Origin of the sequence: Pseudomonas putida (assembly GCF_016406145.1) — a bacterium.
Classification (GTDB): Bacteria; Pseudomonadota; Gammaproteobacteria; order Pseudomonadales; family Pseudomonadaceae; genus Aquipseudomonas; species Aquipseudomonas putida_E.
Window position 1 is genome coordinate 3029389 of sequence record NZ_CP066306.1, and the last position, 20422, is coordinate 3049810.

Here is a 20422-nt window from a genome sequence, read left to right on the forward strand (position 1 = left end):
GCCGGTTTCCTGTGCTTTGAGTTGGACAATCCAGATGAAGCAGAGCCAGAGCACAAGCTGCACTCCGGCGATCCGCTGATGAGGTTTGGGGTTGGGCGGTCTGAAACCCGTGACTACTCGACGTTCACAGTCAGCGCATGGCTGACCACGCCGTGACACCCGCATGCCAGCCGATGGCCTTGCAGCACCACCGGCTTACCGTTCATGCGTCGGCTTGGATGCCCCTCGACAAAGGCAAAAACCCCTTTGTGAAGCGGGCAACTGGCCTTGTCGCCCAGCACCGCTGGCGTTTTACCGTTGACGGTGTGGGTGCCCGCCAGTTGGCATGACAGCACGCTGCCCCCGCTGCTGGTGGGGTCGCCCAGGCAAATGGGACGGTTCATGCCTTGGGTCGCCCGACACTTGGGAGGCCATACTTGAAGGGGTCAGCACCACGGTTCTGCTGGTTCTTCGCTTTGCGTGCCTCATCTGGCGGGCTGATCATCTGCACGGTGAGGCTACCGTCGCTGCCGGCGTACACCACGGCACTGGCACCGCCGTCGTGGTAGCTGGCGATGGTGGCCAGGTTGATTTCCACCAGCGCGCTGCTGACGCCGGTATTGCCCAGGCGTCGACCGATGTCATAGCCCTCGTCGACATTGCCCACATCCAGGCCTTGACCATCGGTATTGAGGCTGTGCAACGCGTTGGTCAGGGCGATTTCTGCTTCAGCGTTGTTAGTGGTGTCGTAGAACACGCGCACCGGTTTTTGCCCATCGGGCAGCGTGTCGAGGGCCTTGAGCCAACCTGCCTGCAAGGCCTTGGCCTGCAACGCGGGTTTGAGGCGCTTGCCGTGCTCGTCCTGCATGGAAACCTTGATCGGACGGTGCAGGTAGCCCAGCACTGGCGCTGCGTCGAATTCTTTCAGTTGGTGTTCGGCCCAACGCACGGGCAGCCAAGGGGACGGTTCGAAATGGCCTGGGCCGCGGTTGTCGATGGTTTTCCACAAGTTGGGTAGTTGCGATTGCCAGTAGGCGCTGGACATGGTGCTCGGGTCTATCGAGACTTCAGCGCCTTTGGCGTGCTCGGCGGCCTCATACCAGTCTGTGAATGCCCTGTCCCGATCCCAGTAAAACGCCCACAGTTTCCCGAGATCAGTTTTTTTGTCCTGATTGTCCTCGGCGTCACGGGTGACGAAGGGGCGAATGTAGCGGTCCACTCGGTCTGAGCGCGTGACCAGCAGGCCAGTCGCGTTTTCGTAGATCGTTGGAACCACGTGGCCATTTTGCAATCCCGGTGTGCCCGGTTTGCGATAAGGGTCACGCGCCACGTCACCGTCCTGGCTCGCGATCAAGGCCTGTGGCACCTTGGGGTTATCGTCAAAAAACGTGAACAGTCGTTCGATCATGCCTTGTGCATGTGTAGTGCTTTCATCGTCTTGCCACAGAAACTGGGAAACGCCCAAAGTCGCAGCATTACGCCCGTCATTGATCAGGCCTGCAGCTCTGTAGCCTTTTGCGTAGGGATCTGGCGGCCCCAGCGCAAACACCGGGATTGGCCAGTATGCCACTGATTCACCTGCTGAATTCTTGAATGCGATACGGACTTTGATGTCTGCGGAGTTTCTCCTGGAAGTTAATGATGGGTTGTAGTCTTTCGCGTCCTGCGGGTAGATCGAAGCGAAGTTGTCGTTCTTCTTTTTTATGAACTGCCAGATTCTGGACTGGCCGTCTGTGTAAATTCCTAGACCCACTCCCCGAATTTCCAGGGCGTAGGTCCGCGCTTGCGTGGCCTGCTGTTCGGCTTTTTTGGCCTCTACTTGTTTTCGATAATTGGCAAGCTCTGCCTTCTCACTTGCCAGGGCATTGCCCCACCAGTGAGTGCCAAAGATCATCAGCAGCGGGCCGACAATAGCGGCAATGCCCCAAGCCATGACGGGTTTCATGTCGCGAAGTACCATGCCGGTTTCCTGTGCTTTGAGTTGTATAATCCAGATGAAGCTGAGCCAGAGCACAATTAGCACTCCGGCGATCAGCTGATAAGGTTTCAGGTTGGGGCGTGACTTAGAGTAGGGGGAGTAGCCCTTCATCGGCCAACTCCTTTTAGAGGTGCATCGACTACCAGGGACGGCGGTATTAGCGAGACCAACTCAGAAGACGGAAACACGCCCCGTTGATAATACTTACTACTGGCAGTTACCAATGCTTGAGCTTCCCTACTCAGTCGCGACCAAGCAGGTAATTCTTTGATTATCTCAAAGTCCCTTTTATCCAACTTCCAATCCGCAATCGCAACCAACACCTCTCGCATAGCCGGATCATCGAGGCTGTGAGCCTGGCCAATAGCAATGTCCATCGCCGTTACCCAGCGTTGGTTCTCCGGGCTGCGCAGAACGGCCGAGTGGTAGCTGTTAGGGTCCATTTCGTCCGGATCTGCGGGCATCCGGACCTGAATTTCATTAGGCGTCTCTTCGCGGAAAATGACGTAATGATCCTGGGTCTTCAGCATTGCATTACCCGATACGGGTTTTTGACGTATGGCTGCAGTTTGATCGCCGGGCTCTTTGCCGATGTTCCACTGGGCACGTTCTTCTTCCAGGTCGATTCGGGTAGGGTTGGTACGCACCTTGAACCATTTGAACTTGGCCTTCGGATTGCCCAGCGCGGAGCGGATGCTCACGTCATCAGGGCTGTCCAGGCCTGCCTGGGTGGGTGTGCCGGTTACTGCCTCGGCGCCAAACATCTGTGGCGCATGGGGCGGGTTCAGGGGTTCGGCATTGATCAGGCGTTCCTCACCTTTCGCGATTGGTGCTTGTGAGGCCACGGCGGCGGTTGACCAGCCGCCAGGGTAGCGGGGTTCTCCCTCGGCACGCAGCACCGTTTGTTGTATGGCTTCGCCGACCAGTACCGGCTCGCCGTTGCGATGACGCTTGGTCCACATGCGCTGGTAAAAGCGCAAGGACTGCAACGCCGCCATCGCCGGTTTGCCGTCAGCCAAGGCATTGGGTACCCCATAGGTACCGATGCCCTGAACGTCGTCCAGAGCGACCGTGGTGTCGTCCGGGCAGAAGTACAGGTACACCTTGCCGCGGTTGTCACGTTCGGGGAAAACGGTCAGGTTACCCACCTTGTCCTTGCGCGAGCCCTGCGTGGGTGACCACTTGGGGCCCGTGCGCCCCCCATAGGTCTTGCTGTCCCTGAGCGCGGAAAGCGGCGGCTGGGCATGGGGTGCCTGGGTGACTGCGGTGGCGATGTTGATCAATGTCGCGAGTGTGTCGTGGCCTTTGGGTGTGGCCTTTGGCAGCACACTGTAAGGCGTGTCCACCATGATGACGGTGTCGGCACAGCGTTGGCCCTTGTCGATCAGCATCGCTTGAGCAAGCAGGGTAATCAAGGTGCCTTGACTGTGGCCCATGATGGTGATGGTTTCATCAGGCGATACACGGCGGATCTCACTGACCAACATGGCCAAACGCGTTGCTGCGAACACAAAGTAACGCCGGTGTGGCCCTTTTCCCATGTACTGGGTGTTGGATAGCGTGACTTGTGCGAGATGCCGGATAGCCTTGGCAAAGCCTTGGCTGTACATCTCCAGTAGGTTGTTGGTGGCATTGGCGAAGAACCCGCCGCCCTTGGCGAAGTGCCGGTCCAGGCGGTTTTCGAATACGTCCTGATATTGGTCGCGCAGTTTGGTCGGGTCGTTATTTTTATCGCGCTTTATCTCGCCAGGCTCGGCGCGATAGCCCCAATAAAACGGGATCATCAGGCTGCGGGTTTTGGGGTCGTCCGCGTCTCGCTGATAAAGGAACGTGTCTGGATCGTCGAGTGTGGCTTTGTGATCCTCACCGAGCTCCTGAATGGGGATTTTTTTTGCAGCATTGTAGTCAGCCCCATACCGCCCCGCCGTCAGATCAGGCCGATCCAAACGCTCATTCACCCCTTGGCACAACCCCGTCTCCACCGACTCGTACGAAGCCCCCGGGTCATTAACGCCGTGCAAGAAGATCACCACCCCTGGCAGGTCGGCAGGCACCTCCATTTTGCGTTCGGTACTGAAATTGGGTACCAGCCGGGTGACGCTTTGCGCCACGGCATATTGATCGCCACTCATTGGCTGCCTCCTTTGCTGCCGGTGCTGCGCAAGGCAGCCACTTGTGCCTGGTGCATCGCTTCGCGCTCGACGTGTTCGGTGAGCCCGCTGGCGTCGGTCAGGCCTTGCACGGTGCTACCGTCTTCGAGTTTGATCTGGTAGGCGTGGTCAACGGCCATTCGCACGCTGTCGTCGGCGTGCCCCGGGTAGTGGAAAGCCAGGCGTTGCGCCGCCGGGTCGCGGGTGAATGCTGGCAACGGGGCGCTGTCGGTGTTGGGGCCGACCCAGTCATGCTCGCTGGCATGGACGATAACCTTGCCTTGGCTGCCGATTTCGACACCGCCGCCGATCTTGATATAGCTGCCATCATCGGCCACCAGGCGGATGGTTGGCGCGGTGATGACCGCCTCGCCTTCGGCGGCCGACAGGTGCAGGTTTTTTTGTGCGTTGACGGTGATGTCGTCTTCCTGGGCCTGGACCAGCACTTTGCCGCGGTTGGCAATGGCACTGATCCCCTCATCCTGGGCGAAGGCACTGATGCCCTTGCCGGCTTGCAGGCGCATGGCGGCGCCGCTGGTCAACTGCAGGTGGTCCTGGGCGGTGGTGTCGTGGTTAGCACCGGCATAGTGGGTTTGCGAGCGCGGTGTGGCACTGGTGATACCCGCCTCAGCCGCAACGGCCATGACGGGCTTGCCCGGGCTGTCGCTGTCGGGCGCTGGCCACTGTTTCAGCGCCTGGCTCAAGGCGTCGATGCCCTCGCTGTTTACCGCTGCCCCGCCTCGCGCGGCGGCGGTTTGCCCGAGGTTTTTGAACAGCTCCCCGCACTCGGCCAGCAGCGTGAGCAGCTCTTCGCGGTCCAGCTGTGCCCCTGTGGCGTCCTGGCGGGCATAGGTGGTCAGCAACATGCCTTGGGCGGCGCGCAGGGCAATCGCGGCGTCGGTGCGCAATTCGGCGCCGTTGCCACGGGCCTTGGCTTGGCCGTCAGTACGTGGCTCGGTGAGTTTGCCCAGATTGAGCGCTGTGGCCTGGTGCGTGGTGCCGACGCGGGCACGCAAGGCGCCCGGTGTGTCATCGAACAACAGCTCGTTGAAACCGCGGCCCTTGTGCTCCTGGGTCTGGATGCCGGAAAGCGCGCGGTTGCCTGGCAGGCCCGAGGCTTTGCTGAAGCGCGGCGGTGTCTGCTCGGCGTTGTACAGCACCGAGGTGACCACGGGGCGGTCGATATCGCCGGCCAGGAAGGTGACCAGCACTTCCTGGCCGATACGTGGCAAGAACTGATGGCCAAAACCTCTGCCAGCGCTGGGCATCGCCACACGCACCCAGGTGGTACCCTGCGGCAGGCTGTCGCCGCGCTGCCAGTGGAACCGGACCTGGATCCGCGCCAGCTCGTCAGTGAAGACCTCTTCGCCCTCCGGCCCTACTACGATCGCGCTGAGCGGCCCGTTGATGGCGGGGCGCGGCACGGTGATCGGGTGGCGGTAAGGGATGCTCTGGCGAATACAGACAAACTGGTTGTCGTAACCTGCGGGCTCATCCGAGAAATAGTTGTTGCGCCCCTGGTGCGCGACCGACACCAGCAGGAACTGGCGAGCTTCTGCCGCTCCACCTTCGTGGTCGAAGTGCTGGGTCAGTTCGAAGCTGTAGCCCGGCCGCATGGCCCGGCAGTTGCTGCTGCCGGTAAAGGTCTTGGCCTGGGCTTCGATGATCTCCAGGTGGCGGCGGACCAGCGCCTCGCCCTCATCGCGCAAGCCGTGGCTGTAGGCACCTAAAAAGTCGTAGACCTCGTAGGGCGGGACGTCGCCCTGTTCATTGAGGCTGTCCATGTCGATGGACAACGAATTTCTTGGGTGCTTGTAATCGAAGGTCTGGATGGCCATTTTGCCCGGTTGCAAGGCCCGGTGGCTGCGCCACTGGGTGATCGAGTCACTGGTCTCGGTGACAAAGGCGCTGTGGTACCGGATCTGCGGTTGCTCAGGCAGCGCTTCCAGGCCCTGGGATCGATCCGTGATGATCAGGCTGTGCCCGTCCTTGCTGTGATCGAAGTAGAAGAACAGGCCGTCCTGCTCCAGCAAGCGCAACACGAAATTCAGGTCGGTTTCGCGGTACTGGGTGATGTAGCTGTGGGACTTGAGAGGCCTGAGCAGGCGAAACTCGAAGTGGCGCAACCCGCCGTAGTGCTCGAACACCGTGCGAATGACCGTTTCAATGGTCTGCTCTTGAAAGATCCGCGAATCAATGCGTCGCGACAGCATCCACAGCCAGGGGCTCAGTGTCGCGCTGTAACGCGCCAGGCCACCGTCGCTGCCCAGCAGGTTGAACCGGGTGATGTGGCCATGGATATGGCGTAGGCCGCCGTCGGCCAGCTCGATGTCCAAACAGGCAGGTTGGCCGATCAATGATTTGAGTTCGAGCCTGGCATCCTGGCTGATCAACGACAGCTCGAAGCTGAACAGCGTGGATAACCCTTCATTGCCGCTGAAATGCTCCAGCAGCAACGCCTGGTCACCTCGGATGGGGGTGGTGAGTTTGATCAGTCGGCGGTTTTGTGGTGCAAAGATCCTCGTCAATTCCATCAACGATATTACTCCCTGTAAAAACTAGCGGTGGAAAGTATCACAGGTGCCGGGAGGGCCAAACCCGTCGGGGCGGGTCAGTATTTGACAAACTGTGACGGTCGTTCCAAATGACAGGACTTTTCACTTTCCACCGACAGCTTCAGCGAAGTGGCTGGTGGGCGTTGAATGCGACTCCCCGGCAAGACGGAATGTGACGACACAGGCCAGGCCATACGGGCGTTTCGGCCGTTCTACCCAGACGATTGGCGCTGGGTCAGCGATGACGGTGCACAAGAGGGCATCTGCGTCCATACCCCATGTATTGGATGCCTTGGGCAGGGAGATCAGGATAAACAAAGAGGTGATCGAAATGGCAAGAAAACGGGCAGTTGCCAGGTTCGGTGACGCGCAACTCCCTAGTGACAAGGTGCGCAAGCATGTCCGGGGACGATCATGAAGCGATTCATCCTCTCAACATTTGACCGTCCACAGCTGATCGATCCGCGTCGTATAGGATTGGCTCATCATCTCCCTCCTCATTCCCCAGTCCGGTGTCGCCGGCACGCTGGCGGCCCGCATCGTTCCCCTGCCCCAGCGTTCGTTGATGTCATCCATCACTTGCATCAGCCGATCACACGTCACCGACTGTTTGAGTGCAAACAAGTCCTCAGAGAATTCTCCTGGTTGCCGCAGGTCCATCAGCAATACCTCGGCCTTGCTGTATCGAAACCCCGGCCTGAAGATCAGTCCGACCGCGTCGGTGGCCAGTCGGGTCATGAGCAGCGTGTCGCAGGTCGGGTACGGCAGTTCCACCAGTGCCCCTTGGGCATGACGAGGCTCGTCCGGGTTGAACATCCCCGTTCGGATGCTCACCCGCATGCGTTTGCACACCGAGCCCTGAGCCCGGAGCTTCTGCGCAGCTCGGCCAACATAGGTGGCCACGGCCTGCTTGATCGGCGCCAGTTCGTTCAGCCGCTTGCCGAACATACGGCTGCAGCAGATCTCCTGCTTCGCAGGTTCAGCCTCGTCCAGTTCCAGGCATGGCATGCCCGCCAGCTCACGAGCGGTCTTCTCCACCACCACGCTGAATTTCTGCCGCAGCGTCCAGGGGTCAGCCGTGGCCAGATCCATCGCAGTGTGAATGCCCATGGCCTCAAGGTGAGCAGTCATTCGCCGGCCAACGCCCCACACCTCTTTCACTTCGGTATTGCGCAGGACCCAATCGCGCTTGAACGGATCGGTAATGTCGACCACCCCACCAGTCTGCGTCTGTAAACGTTTGGCGGTGTGGTTGGCCAGCTTCGCAAGTGTCTTGGTGCTGGCGATCCCGACACCCACGGGGATACCGGTGCACTGGAAGATCCTGGATCGCAACTTGTGACCGAATTGGGTCAGGTTTTCCTGAATACCGGACAGGTCGGCGAAGCATTCGTCGATGCTGTAGATTTCGGTGGCAGGCACCATCGACTCGATCAGGGTCATGACGCGCTCGCTCATGTCGCCATATAAGGCATAGTTGCTGCTGAAGGCCATGATGCCGTGCCGCCGCAACTTGTCTTTCGCCTGGAAATACGGCTCGCCCATCTTCACGAATGGCTTTGCGTCGTAGGACCTGGCGATCACGCAGCCGTCGTTGTTGCTCAACACCACGATCGGGGTTTTGGCCAGGTCAGGCCGAAATACCCGCTCGCAGCTCGCATAGAACGAGTTGCAGTCGATCAGCGCAAATACCTGGTTACTGCGCATGGTCGCGCACGCTGTACCGCACGACACCCCAAATAACGAGCTCGTCGCCTTCCATGATGTATCGCGGTGGATACGCCGGGTTCTCGGACTTGAGAATCACCACTGCGTCACGGCGGTGCAAACGCTTGCAAACGGGCTCGCAGTTGACCGCAGCGATGACAATGTCCCCATGCTCCGCCTCACGCCCGCGGTCTACGATGACGATGTCACCCGAGTAGATCCCTGCCCCCTGCATGCTGTCGCCCTCAACTTTTACCAGATACACATGGGGCGCACGGAGGTCGAATATCTCATCAAGGGAGATATGGCCTTCCAGATGGTCCGCTGCAGGCGATGGGAATCCGGCCGGAACGTGAAACGAATAGAGCGGTAACGGTTCGGTACCGCCGGTTGGCATACCCAGAAATGTGATGGTCATGGTGGAAGGCCCGAGAAAAACTGTATACATATACAGTAGATCCCGCATCGGGTGCCCGGTCAATCCTGGGCGCTGAAATTTCTGACGGGCGAGAGGTGAGCTATGTGTGGACGGTACTCGATCTACGAGTCGATGGACCACTACCTGCGGCAGCTATCGCTGGACCTGGTAGTGATCAATGGCTATGACCATGAGGCCATCAATCGCTACAACGTAGCGCCGTCGACGCGCGTTGAGATCATTCGCCAGGTCGGGGATGGATTGACGGTGGATCGCGTCAAGTGGGGCTGGTCGCCGTTCTGGGCGAAGGGGAAGCGCCCCGATCCGATCAATGCTCGAGCCGAAACAGTGGTGACGGGCACGTTTTTCAAAGGACTTTGGCCAGGGGGTAGAGCCTTGGCGCCGGCCAACGGCTGGTTCGAATGGATACCCGATCCAGCGGAGCCGAAGCGCAAGCAGCCGTACTACATTACCAGCGCTGATGGAGGGCCACTCTACTTCGCAGCGCTCGCTGAAGTGCATCAGAGCATTGACCCGGATGAGCGCGATGGGTTCGTTATCATCACCGCAGCTGCGGACGAGGGCCTGATCGACATCCACGACCGAAAGCCCTTGGTGCTGCCCCCTGAGCTTGCCCGGGAATGGATCGCCCCAAGCACATCACCAGAGCGGGCTTCGGCGATAGTGGAACAGGGCTGCAGGCCGGCAGCGGACTTTCGTTGGTTTCCAGTAGACAAGGCGGTGGGCAATGTCAGGAATGAGGGTGCATCGTTGGTTGCACCGATAAACAGCGAAGACCGGCAGGGTCAGCTAGAGTTTTGATATGTTCAAGCACCGTGAGATAACGATCATGCTAAAACAAGAAGCAGACGACGTGATTGAGCGTATCAGGGACGACCTGAAAAGGCATGGTGTGCTGATCGGCTACGATCCAGAGTTTACCGCTGCCGATTTCGGTTGCGACCTGGACCACCACGTCGCTCAGGTCAGAGAGGATCCGGAAAACCGCGTCGCGTGTATCGTGATACATGACGAAGGCTTGTGGGCACAGCTCAGGCAGGGGTCCGTTTATCGCTGCGTCGTCAGTGAATGTAAAGGTAAGCTGTTCGGCATGCCGATTACCATTGACCCTCAAACGGATGCGTCGTACACCATTCAGTACAAGCCCTGAAATGTCTGCAGGGTAGTCTGCCAGCCAGGGTCACCATCTGCCTGCCAGGTAGAACATCCCTTCGGCGAGCGTCGTCAAGACGATGCCGTCGAATACATCGCCACAAGCGGCTTTATCTGAGAGCCATGCGTCGGCCTGCGCGGCCAGAAAGAAGACCGCGATGAATAAAACGGCGCCCGCGATGCGCCAATGCCGCACCTATGCGACAATACGCTCAATGTCTGGTCTCAACCCCACATTTATCGCCCAACAGCTCGGGCATGGCGTGCAGATGCTCTTATCGACTTATGCGCGCTGGATTAACTCGTCCAACGACTGGCAGGAGCTGGACACGCTCCAGATTGGTCCGAAATTGGTCCGCAGCTGCGAAGAAGCCACGTAAGTTATTGATAGGTAAGCTCCTTGATCTCCACCGCTAACATCACCATGCAGTTCGGCTCCAAGCCCCTGTTCGAAAACGTCTCGGTCAAATTCAACAACGGCAACCGCTATGGCCTGATCGGCGCCAACGGTTGTGGCAAGTCGACCTTCATGAAGATCCTCGGCGGCGACCTGGAGCCTTCCGGTGGTCAGGTCATGCTCGAGCCGAACACCCGTCTGGGCAAGCTGCGTCAGGACCAGTTCGCCTACGAGGAATTCACCGTGATCGACACGGTGATCATGGGCCACGCCCAGCTGTGGAAGGTCAAGGCCGAGCGTGACCGTATCTACTCGCTGCCTGAAATGACCGAGGAAGACGGCATGGCCGTCGCCGAGCTGGAAACCGAGTTCGCCGAAATGGACGGCTACACCGCCGAATCGCGCGCCGGTGAACTGCTGCTGGGCCTGGGTATTCCGCTGGAGCAGCACTTTGGCCCGATGAGTGAAGTGGCCCCGGGCTGGAAACTGCGCGTGCTGCTGGCCCAGGCGCTGTTCTCGGACCCGGACGTGCTGCTGCTCGACGAACCGACCAACCACCTGGACATCAACACCATCCGCTGGCTGGAAACGATTCTGACGGCGCGTAACAGCACCATGATCATCATTTCCCACGACCGGCACTTCCTGAACAGCGTGTGCACTCACATGGCCGACCTGGACTACGGTGAGCTGCGCCTGTTCCCTGGCAACTACGACGAGTACATGACCGCGGCCACCCAGTCGCGCGAGCAGTTGCTGTCGGACAACGCCAAGAAAAAAGCCCAGATCGCTGAACTGCAGACTTTTGTCAGCCGCTTCTCGGCCAACGCCTCCAAGGCCAAGCAGGCGACTTCGCGTGCCAAGCAGATCGACAAGATCCAGCTGGCCGAGGTCAAGCCTTCGAGCCGGGTCAGCCCCTTCATCCGCTTCGAGCAGACCAAGAAGCTGCACCGCCAGGCTGTCGTCGTGGAAAAAATGGCCAAAGCCTTCGACGACAAGGTGCTGTTCAAGAATTTCGACATCACTGTCGAAGCCGGCGAGCGCGTAGCGATCATCGGCCCCAACGGTATCGGCAAGACCACCCTGCTGCGCACCCTGGTCGGGGAGATGACGCCGGATGCAGGCTCGGTGAAGTGGACCGATAGTGCCGAAGTAGGCTACTACGCCCAGGACCATGCGCACGATTTCGAAGACGACATGACCCTGTTCGACTGGATGGGCCAGTGGACCTCTGGTGAGCAGGTCATCCGTGGCACCTTGGGGCGCATGCTGTTCTCCAACGACGAGATCCTCAAGTCGGTCAAGGTGATTTCCGGTGGTGAACAGGGCCGCATGCTGTTCGGCAAGCTGATCCTGCAAAAGCCGAACGTGCTGGTGATGGACGAACCCACCAACCACCTGGACATGGAGTCGATCGAGGCGCTGAACCTGGCGCTGGAAAACTACCCGGGCACTTTGCTGTTCGTCAGCCATGACCGCGAATTCGTGTCGTCGTTGGCAACCCGCATCATCGAACTGTCGCCGGACGGTGTGGTGGACTTCAGCGGCACCTATGACGACTACCTGCGCAGCCAGGGTGTGCTGGTCTGAAGTCGCTAGCCGGTCTGGCCCTTCGAGGTGACCAGGCCGGCCTCTTTATATGGCGACCACGCTCCACAGGTACTACGCAGTAACTGTGGAGCGGTTTCCCTTTGAATAACTCGTTAGCCTGCTTTCATTTCCTTCGCGCAACGGCCATGATGGGGCCACGCCCACCGCCCGCCCGCGAACGAGCCCATGACCGCGCAACAGCCCGCCCCCGCCAGCAGCAATGCCTCCATCACCCTGCAGATCCTCTCGATCGTTTTCTACACCTTCATCGCGTTCCTTTGCATCGGCCTGCCGATTGCGGTGCTGCCCAGCTATGTACACGACCAACTGGGCTTCGGTGCGGTGGTTGCCGGGGTAACCATCGGCCTGCAATACCTGGCTACCCTGCTCAGCCGGCCTTTCGCAGGCCGTGTGGCCGATACGCTGGGCGGCAAGCAAGCGATCCGCTACGGTTTGCTGGGCATCGCGGCATGTGGGGTATTGACGCTGGCCTCGGCCTGGACCTTGAATGCGCCCTTGCTGAGCCTCGCGCTGCTGCTTGGCGGGCGCGTGTTGCTCGGGCTTGCACAGGGCCTGATTGGCGTTGCTACCCTGAGCTGGGGTATCAGCCAGGTGGGGCCTGAACACACGGCCAGGGTCATATCCTGGAACGGCATCGCGTCATATGGTGCCATCGCCATCGGTGCCCCCGTTGGCGTGCTCGCAGTCGATAGCCTGAATTTCAGCGTGCTGGGCCCAGCCTTGATGCTGCTCGCCGTGCTGGCACTGCTGGTGCTGCGCAAACGCCCGGACGTGGTGGTGGTGCGCGGTGAGCGTCTGCCGTTCTGGTCTGCGTTCAGCCGTGTGGCGCCCTGCGGCCTTGGGCTGACCCTGGCTTCGATCGGCTATGGCACCCTGACCACGTTCGTCACGCTTTATTATCTGGAACGTGGATGGGTTGGCGCCGCTTTGTGCCTGAGTGCCTTCGGTGTGTGTTTCATCATTTCGCGGCTGTTGTTCGTCAACGCCGTCAACCGCTTTGGCGGGTACAACGTGGCGGTTGCCTGCATGGCCACAGAAGTGCTCGGCCTGAGCCTGTTGTGGCTCGCGCCCTCCCCCCTCTGGGCACTGGTGGGGGCCGGCCTCACCGGTTTCGGCCTGTCGCTGGTGTACCCGGCCCTGGGCGTTGAGGCCATCAAGCAGGTGCCCAGCAGCAGCCGGGGTGCCGGGCTGGGGGCCTATGCGGTGTTCTTCGACATGGCATTGGCCATCGCCGGCCCGGTCATGGGCGCAGTGGCGGCACACCTTGGCTATGCGTCGATATTCTGCGTCGCGGCCCTGCTGGCCCTCACTGGGGTTGGCCTGACGTTGTTGCTGGCAAGGCGCAGCCGTCGCGGCTGAGCCTTGCCTAAGAAAAACGGCCGTCGCGCAAGCGACAGCCGTTTTTTATTACAGGTTGTTCATGCCGTGGCGAACAGCTCACTGGCAATCTGCGCCTGAGCAGCATCGATGGCCTTGCTGCGGTGCTCCGGGCCATAGGCCAGGCCATGGGCGCGAACGATCTCCAGGTCGGTGATGCCGATAAAGCCCAGGAACACCTTGAGGAAGTCTTCGTGGCCCGCGCCGGTCGGCTGGCCAGCATGCAGGCCGCCAGCGGTGGAAACCAGTACTACTTTCTTGTCACCGCACAGGCCTTCAGGGCCTGCCTCGGTATAGCGGAAGGTCTTGCCAGCCACTGCAACGCGGTCGATCCAGGCCTTGAGCTGGGTCGGCACGGTGAAGTTGTACATCGGCGCACCAATCACCACGGCGTCGGCGGCAAGAAACTCGTCCAGGGTTTCGGCGCTGAGCTTGGCTTCGAAGGCAAGGGCTGCATCGCGAACGTCTTCCGGCGTGCCGGCTGCAACCAGGGTGGCAGCAGAGAAGTGGGCAATGGCGTCGGCGGCAAGGTCACGATAGACCACTTCGATGCTCGGGTCAGCGGCTTTCCAGGCCTGGACCACTTCCCGGCTCAGTTGGCGCGAGGCGGAATTCTCGCCCAGGATGCTCGAATCGATGTGCAACAGTTTCATGGGACTCTCCTGTGAATGAAGACCGCAGCATTGGGCGATCACGATGGAAAGAATCCTACCGGGCGGTCGAATAGCTGATAAGTCAGCAAAAATGCGTTAGTTTGTCCCACAGATAGAACAGTGGGACAGCCATCATGCAAGACCTCAACGATCTCTTCTACTTTGCTCGCGTGGTCGAAGCCGGTGGCTTCGCCGCCGCCGGACGCCAGCTGGGCATCCCCAAGTCGCGTCTGTCGCGGCGCATCGCCGAACTGGAAGAGCGGTTGGGTACGCGGTTGCTGCAGCGCACCACGCGCCAGCTGAAGCTCACCGCAGTGGGTGAACGCTATCTGCACCACTGCCAAGCCATGCTGCTGGAAGCCGAGGCCGCTGACGAGGCGGTGGCGAGCATGAGTAGTGAGCCGCGGGGGCGCTTGCGGGTGTCCTGCCCGGTAGCGTTGGCCCATGCGTTCCTGCCGGACGTGATCAGCCGATTTCTGGAGCTGTACCCTCAGGTGCAACTGGACATGGTGTTGCTCAATCGCCGTGTCGACCTGATTTCCGAAGGCATCGATGTTGCCCTGCGCGTGCGAGAGCTGGGCGATGAAGATCCGGCGCTGGTCACCCGACGGCTGCGCCAGGCGCAGATGCAACTGGTGGCCGCTCCCGGCTTTGCCGACCATGTCCGTGAACCGTCCGAGCTTGCCTCCTTACCGGTACTGGGCGCTGCTGAAGCAGACAGGCTGGTGCATTTCCGCCTGCTGGGGCCCAATGGTCGCCAGCAGGAAATCGCCCTGGAGCCACGGTTGGCCATCGATGATTTTGTCGTACGCAATGCCGCCGTACGTGCCGGGCTAGGATTTACTGCGTTGCCGAGCATGTTCTGCGAGCATGAGCTTGAGCGCGGGGAACTGGTGCGGCTACTGCCGGACTGGTCGCTGCCGGGCGGCTATCTGCAAGCGGTTTACCCGCATCGGCGTGGTTTGCTGCCTGCTGTACGGGTGTGGATCGATCATCTGGCAGCATCGTTCGAAGCGTGTGGAGACCGTTATGTCTAGACAAACCATGACCGAGGAACAGGTGGCGGCGTTCTGCCTGGCGCTGCCCGGCGCGCGGGAAGACTATAAGTGGGGCGGTATCCGGGTATTTTCGGTGGCCGGTAACAAGATGTTCGCAGTACTCGACCTGGCGGGGGCTGGCTTGTCGTTCAAGGTGGCCGATGAGCTGTTTCTGGGCTACTGCGACAGGCCTGGTGTGCGCCCGGCACCGTACCTGGCACGGGCACGGTGGATCAGCATGGCGCCGCCCTACCCCCTGGGCCGGGAAGAATTGTGTGACCTGCTGCAGCGCTCGCACCAGTTGGTGGTGCGGCGGCTGGCGAAGCGGTTGCAGGTGGGCTTGCTGATGTGAGCGGCACGCGAAGGGCAATACAACGCCCTCAACCCAGAGACAGAACACGCCCACCCAGAAACAGGTGATCAGCCCAGAACACCTGGTGCAGCAATACAATCGCCCAGAACACCATCTGGTATGAGGCCTTGCGAGTCTTGTGCCTGTAAAGCTGCTGGGCGATCAGCGCCCCTGGCCAGCCACCCAGCAGCTCACTGGCATGCAGTACCTTCTCTGGCGTGCGCCAGGCTTGGGTACGGGCCTGCTGCTTATCCTGCCAATACAGCAGTACTGTCACCAGGCTTACAGCAGGATAAATCGCCAACGCCAACCATGACTGCCCGCTCCAGGCCATCTGCGCCGCGCCCGCCATCGGCAGCAGGCACAATACCCCCAGCATCAGCAGCTTGAGGCGTACATTGCGTACGCCCTCCTCCTGGCGCGCAGCACGCCGCTGTGACGTTTGCCCCCGCGCCCTGTCAGCCATGCGCCGTCGACCAGTCAACCCAGCCGAACTGCCAAGTGGCAAGGATCAGCAAGCCAAAGGCGATGCGGTACCAGGCGAAAGCGGCGTAACTGTGGTTGGCGATGAACTTGAGCAGGCCGCGCACGGCGATCATGGCGAAGATGAAGGAAGTCACGAAGCCAATCGCGAACACTGGCAGATCGCTCGGCTGGAACAGGTCACGGTATTTGTAACCCGAGTACACTGCCGCACCGACCATGGTCGGCATTGCCAGGAAAAACGAAAACTCGGTGGCTGCCTTGCGCGACAGGCCGAACAGCAGGCCGCCGATGATGGTCGAGCCGGAGCGCGAGGTGCCCGGGATCATGGCCAGACACTGCACGAACCCGATCTTCAAGGCATGCGACCAGCGCATGTCATCGACGTGGTCGACCGCCACGCTGTGGGTGCGGCGCTCGGCCCAGAGCATGATCACACCGCCGATCACCAGCGCCGTCGCCACGGTGATCGGGTTGAACAGATACTCGTGGATCAGGTCGGCGAAGAGCACGCCCAGCACCACCGCCGGCATGAACGCCAGCAGCAGGTTGGCGGTGAACCGGCGCGCCGCCGGCTGGCTTTTCAGGCCGAACACCACATCGAGGATCTTGCGCCGAAACTCCCATACTACCGCCAGGATGGCCGCCAACTGAATGATGATGTTGAAGGCCATGGCCCGTTCGCCACCAAAACCGATCAGGTCAGCAACGATGATCTGGTGACCCGTGCTGGAGATCGGCAAAAATTCTGTCAGTCCTTCGACCACGCCCAAGATGATTGCCTGAAAGGCAGTCCAAAAATCCATCATTCCCCCGGTTGGAGCGCTGCTGCTTGCAGGCCCCTTGTTCTTGATTTGCTTGTGATTGCCGCATGCGGCGCGGTCTTTTTACAGCGTCAGTTGGGACCAGTGCCAGTAGAAAAGTTCACGTGGCCTAAAGGTTTCATCTCGCGCGGCCGAAATCCTAGCAGAGCGGCTTTGCAAAGGCTTGCCCGGCATGCGGCAGCACAGCCATTAACTAGCACTTAGCCATTAGTCGGGTTTGGCCAAGCGCCAAAGCATGCTTGGATGCACCTTCATAAAAAGAACAATGCGGGAGTGCCGTTCATGAAGACCTTGAGGTCGATGTCGATCAGCCGCCGTTTGTGGCTGATACTGCTGGTTGCGGTGGCAATGCTGGTGATCCTCGGCCTGCTGATGCTGCGTCAGATCCATGGCGACCTGTACCAGGCCAAGGCGGAGAAAACCCGCCATGTGGTGCAGACCGCTGCGGGCGTGCTGGCGTATTACCAGGGCCTGGAGGCCGCCGGCACGCTCAGCCGCGATGCTGCCCAGCAACAGGCCCTGCAGGTGGTGCGCGCGCTGCGCTACGACCAGAACGACTACTTCTGGATCAACGATCTGGGGCCGAAAATGATCATGCACCCGGCCAACCCCAAGCTCGACGGCCAGGACCTCTCCGCCATTCGCGACCCTGACGGTTTCGCCGTATTCAACGAAATGGCTGCCCTCGCCCGCAGCCAAGGCGCAGGCCCGGTCAATTACCGCTGGCCCAAGCCCGGTGCCAACGAACCGGTGGCCAAGACTTCTTATATTCAGCTGTTCAAGCCATGGGGCTGGATCATCGGCTCTGGCGTGTACATCGATGATGTGCAGGCTGAGTTCGCCCGTCAGTTGCGCCATGCCTCGCTGGTGGGCCTGGGCATCGCCCTGCTGATGGCTCTGTTGGTCATGCTCATCGCCCGTAGCATCGCCCGCCCGTTGCAGGAAGCGGTACAGGCGATGGGCAACATCGCCAGCGGCGAAAGCGACCTCACCCGACGCCTGGATACCCATGGCCGTGACGAAATCACCCACCTGGGCGAGCACTTCAACCGTTTCAACGGCAAGTTGCAGCGTGTGGTAGGCCAACTGCAGGGCGCGGCGCACTCATTGGCGCAGTCCGCCGGGCATGTCGGTGACAATGCCGGTGCCGCGCAACAACGCAGCGCACAGCAATCGATGCAGATGGACCAGGTAGCAACAGCGGTCAATGAGGTGACTTACGCGGTGCAGGACGTGGCCAAGACTGCGGAGCAGGCTGCAGGCGAAATGCGCGCAGCGCAGCAGCAGGTGGAGCACGGGCAGCAAGCGATCCATGGCAGCCTGCAGCAGATCGACCGGCTTTCGGCGACTATCGACCAAGCGGTACACGTGATACGTGACCTGGCCGGGCACAGCACGAAAATCGGCGGGGTGCTGGAGGTGATACGCTCCATCGCCGAACAGACCAACCTGCTAGCCCTCAATGCGGCCATCGAAGCGGCCCGCGCCGGCGAGCAGGGCCGTGGCTTCGCGGTGGTGGCCGATGAAGTTCGGCTGCTGGCTCAACGCAGCGCCCAGTCGACGGCAGAGATTCACACCATGATCGAGCACCTGCAAGGGCAATCGGACGCCGCGGTCAAGGCCATCGACACCAGCAGCGAAGCTTCGCGCCAGACAGTGGAGCAAGCCCGGGAGGCCGGCTCCAGCCTGGACGCCATCAGCCAGGCGCTGCACAACCTTACGGTGCTCAACGCCACCATTGCCAGCGCCACCTTGCAGCAGTCGCATGTAGTAGAGGAGATCAATCGGAACGTGCTGGATACGGCCGGGTTGTCGCAGCAGACCGCCGTTGCGGCCCAGCAGTCCAGTGATGCAGGCGTGGCATTGGGCCAATTGAGTGAGGAGCTGGAGCAGTTGTTGCGCCAGTTCCGCGTTTAGCGGCGTCACGATCACGCCAGGACCCTCAAGGTAGAGCTTCTCGAGCGCCAACCTGACATTTTTGCCAGTAGACCTGGTACGGCCAGCTGAACACTGTGAAACCTCCATTGACCTGGAGGTTTCACTATGGATACCCGTTACCTTTGCGGTGCGCTGCTCGTGGCCCTATCCCCTGCCTGGGCCGATCCGCAGCCAATAACCCACCTTGACCCGATACAAACGCTGCAGCGTATCAACCGCAACTACAACACGGTGACCGATGCCTGCCGGGAGCCAGATACGCTGGCACCGCGGGGCCACTACTACTGCAGTGGCGTAACATTGCGCATGGTCGACGATGGCAATTTCAACCCATGGGACTACAGCCCCTTTGCTGTCAAGACGGGCGCCACATCATTCAGCTGGATCCGCCGCGACTTGAGCACCAGCCGCCTCATACGCCCCGCCGGATACATCCTGCGTACGCCCATGGACGCGCGGGAGTTGGGCCTGCCAGTCATGGAGAAGGGGTTCGTGTGCATCTATAGCTTCGACGGCTTCACAGGCCCCGAACGCAAATGGTACGGATGCGGCCGTTATGGCTACCCCCTGCCAGCAAACCATCTGAAAAATTCGGCAACCTCCCCGCCTAACCGCAACGCAGCACTTGCCTATGGCAACTGCGATACGCGAGGTGTCGATACCGCGCAGCAATGGCGCAAAAACTACCGCTACGCACGTAACGACATGAATAGCATCCAGGTAACTCAATGCTCCTGGAATGCCGAGCAGCCGTCGGACTGGAACGCGATGATCGATGTTCACGAAAACCCCAGGACCATCGGCAAGGACACGTTTGCCCGCAAGGAATTGTTCAACGAGTTCTTGCTGAGCAACGTGGAACCGGCACAACAGCAATCACCAGACGATGGCAGTGCACGCCTGCCCTACATCGACGCGGTGATCTGGGATGTCAACAGCACCTACGTCGCCAACACTCGCGGCGATGTCAAGAAGCCCAAACCTACCAAAGGGCTGGAACCTGCGCGCAGCTTCCAGCGCAAGCTCTACGCCCAGGGCTACGCTGTTCCGATCCTTCGTCTGAACTTCAACAAACCCGCTGCTCAACGGTTTGGTTTCGTCGAACAAGACCAGGTCGTGCCATTGGGCGCCAAACAGGCCAGCGCGGATGGTTACATTGAGTCGGCGCAATGGCTACTGCGCCTGGACCCTGGCAGCGGTCGCCAGGAGTGGACGCTCAAGGTGGTGCCCACTTCAGCCGGCACGCAGGCTCAAAGCACGCTTCAGCAGGCCATTTACGACGAACTGCAAGCCCTGCGAGGCCAAGATCCACAATGGCGGGAAAATGAACGCAGCCCCGGCAGCATGCGCCAGCAACTCGAGTGTCTGGTGAGCAATTACCCCGAGAAGAAGCAATGGAACCTGGAACCCTTCCGCCCCACCGTAAGTGCCGACGACGCGGCAAAGGCGCACTGTAATCCGGTGCTGCCTGTGACCTCGGAACTGATTGAACGCTCATCGTGGAACACGTTTACCGACAGGAGCAGCGGCAAGGTGCAGTGGGGGCTGCAGGTCATTCCCACTCGGGCCGGACGCTCGGCCCCCAACGAGGCTCTCTACCAGGAACTGGTGCGTCTGCGTGGCGACGATATCGAGTGGAAGGAACGCGCGGCAGGCAGTATGCGCGCGCAATTGGCTTGTCTGCAGAACAATTTCCGCAGCAAGGCACAGTGGCATCTTGAGCCCCACCGTCCTGCAGTGAGTGCTGAAAAAACCAAGGCCCAAGGGTGCAACCCAACATGATCTGCAAC

General features: G+C 60.4%; 17 protein-coding genes and 2 pseudogenes. 10 read left to right on the forward strand and 9 right to left on the reverse strand.

Annotated elements, in window-relative coordinates; all coding sequences use genetic code 11:
- Nucleotides 1–113: 113 nt before the first annotated feature.
- The 6 genes from JET17_RS13915 to JET17_RS13940 form a co-directional block, all read right to left on the reverse strand.
- On the reverse strand, nt 114–383 hold the full coding sequence (locus JET17_RS13915) for a PAAR domain-containing protein (protein WP_012314591.1): 270 nt from the start codon (nt 381–383) through the stop codon (nt 114–116).
- Complete coding sequence (locus tag JET17_RS13920) at nt 380–2068, reverse strand: type VI lipase adapter Tla3 domain-containing protein (RefSeq protein ID WP_012314592.1); 1689 nt, start codon at nt 2066–2068, stop codon at nt 380–382. The genes JET17_RS13915 and JET17_RS13920 overlap by 4 nt, the downstream gene beginning before the upstream one ends.
- Nucleotides 2065–4089, reverse strand: coding sequence for an effector protein Tle3 domain-containing protein (locus JET17_RS13925; protein ID WP_012314593.1), 2025 nt, complete (start codon nt 4087–4089; stop codon nt 2065–2067). Before JET17_RS13925 ends, JET17_RS13920 begins: the two co-directional genes overlap by 4 nt.
- Complete coding sequence (locus tag JET17_RS13930) at nt 4086–6641, reverse strand: type VI secretion system Vgr family protein (protein WP_012314594.1); 2556 nt, start codon at nt 6639–6641, stop codon at nt 4086–4088. The genes JET17_RS13925 and JET17_RS13930 overlap by 4 nt, the downstream gene beginning before the upstream one ends.
- Before the next feature lie 453 nt (nt 6642–7094).
- Nucleotides 7095–8369 (reverse strand): Y-family DNA polymerase, encoded by a 1275-nt coding sequence (locus JET17_RS13935; RefSeq protein ID WP_012314595.1) that lies wholly within the window; start codon nt 8367–8369, stop codon nt 7095–7097.
- A complete protein-coding gene (locus JET17_RS13940; protein ID WP_042111991.1) occupies nt 8359–8787 on the reverse strand; it encodes a LexA family protein in 429 nt (142 codons plus the stop codon). The genes JET17_RS13935 and JET17_RS13940 overlap by 11 nt, the downstream gene beginning before the upstream one ends.
- A gap of 102 nt (nt 8788–8889) precedes the next feature.
- Between JET17_RS13940 and JET17_RS13945 the strand changes: the two genes are divergently transcribed.
- The 5 genes and pseudogenes from JET17_RS13945 to JET17_RS13965 all read left to right on the forward strand — a co-directional run bounded on the left by JET17_RS13945 (nt 8890) and on the right by JET17_RS13965 (nt 13327).
- Complete coding sequence (locus tag JET17_RS13945) at nt 8890–9609, forward strand: SOS response-associated peptidase family protein (protein ID WP_012314597.1); 720 nt, start codon at nt 8890–8892, stop codon at nt 9607–9609.
- 1 nt (nt 9610) lies between these two features.
- Complete coding sequence (locus JET17_RS13950) at nt 9611–9958, forward strand: hypothetical protein (RefSeq protein ID WP_012314598.1); 348 nt, start codon at nt 9611–9613, stop codon at nt 9956–9958.
- 190 nt (nt 9959–10148) lie between these two features.
- Nucleotides 10149–10340: pseudogene (locus JET17_RS13955) on the forward strand (site-specific integrase); the annotation flags it as partial.
- A gap of 20 nt (nt 10341–10360) precedes the next feature.
- On the forward strand, nt 10361–11947 hold the full coding sequence (locus JET17_RS13960) for an ABC-F family ATPase (RefSeq protein WP_012314600.1): 1587 nt from the start codon (nt 10361–10363) through the stop codon (nt 11945–11947).
- A gap of 186 nt (nt 11948–12133) precedes the next feature.
- Nucleotides 12134–13327: an MFS transporter gene (locus JET17_RS13965; RefSeq protein WP_012314601.1), complete on the forward strand. Its 1194-nt coding sequence runs from the start codon at nt 12134–12136 to the stop codon at nt 13325–13327.
- A gap of 59 nt (nt 13328–13386) precedes the next feature.
- Here JET17_RS13965 and JET17_RS13970 read toward each other — a convergent pair whose 3' ends face one another.
- A complete protein-coding gene (locus JET17_RS13970; RefSeq protein ID WP_012314602.1) occupies nt 13387–13998 on the reverse strand; it encodes an FMN-dependent NADH-azoreductase in 612 nt (203 codons plus the stop codon).
- Between the two features lie 134 nt (nt 13999–14132).
- Here JET17_RS13970 and JET17_RS13975 point away from each other — a divergent pair, with 134 nt between their 5' ends.
- Both JET17_RS13975 and JET17_RS13980 read left to right on the forward strand, forming a co-directional pair.
- On the forward strand, nt 14133–15035 hold the full coding sequence (locus tag JET17_RS13975) for a LysR substrate-binding domain-containing protein (RefSeq protein WP_012314603.1): 903 nt from the start codon (nt 14133–14135) through the stop codon (nt 15033–15035).
- Nucleotides 15036–15042: 7 nt separating this feature from the next.
- Nucleotides 15043–15387: an MmcQ/YjbR family DNA-binding protein gene (locus JET17_RS13980; RefSeq protein WP_420094551.1), complete on the forward strand. Its 345-nt coding sequence runs from the start codon at nt 15043–15045 to the stop codon at nt 15385–15387.
- Nucleotides 15388–15415: 28 nt separating this feature from the next.
- Here JET17_RS13980 and JET17_RS13985 read toward each other — a convergent pair whose 3' ends face one another.
- Both JET17_RS13985 and JET17_RS13990 read right to left on the reverse strand, forming a co-directional pair.
- The gene (locus tag JET17_RS13985) at nt 15416–15853 is read right to left on the reverse strand and encodes a DUF1294 domain-containing protein (protein WP_012314605.1); all 438 of its coding nucleotides are present in this window, start codon (nt 15851–15853) and stop codon (nt 15416–15418) included.
- Nucleotides 15846–16676, reverse strand: coding sequence for an undecaprenyl-diphosphate phosphatase (locus JET17_RS13990; RefSeq protein WP_012314606.1), 831 nt, complete (start codon nt 16674–16676; stop codon nt 15846–15848). Before JET17_RS13990 ends, JET17_RS13985 begins: the two co-directional genes overlap by 8 nt.
- A 390-nt stretch (nt 16677–17066) precedes the next feature.
- On the opposite strand from JET17_RS13990, the pseudogene JET17_RS27805 reads away from it, so the two are divergent.
- The 3 genes and pseudogenes from JET17_RS27805 to JET17_RS14000 form a co-directional block, all read left to right on the forward strand.
- Nucleotides 17067–17738: pseudogene (locus JET17_RS27805) on the forward strand (cache domain-containing protein); the annotation flags it as partial.
- Between the two features lie 138 nt (nt 17739–17876).
- Entirely contained in the window at nt 17877–18611 is a 735-nt protein-coding gene (locus JET17_RS27810; protein WP_420094552.1) for a methyl-accepting chemotaxis protein, read from the forward strand.
- A 126-nt stretch (nt 18612–18737) separates the two neighbouring features.
- On the forward strand, nt 18738–20414 hold the full coding sequence (locus JET17_RS14000; RefSeq protein ID WP_012314608.1) for a DUF2599 domain-containing protein: 1677 nt from the start codon (nt 18738–18740) through the stop codon (nt 20412–20414).
- Nucleotides 20415–20422: the final 8 nt, after the last annotated feature.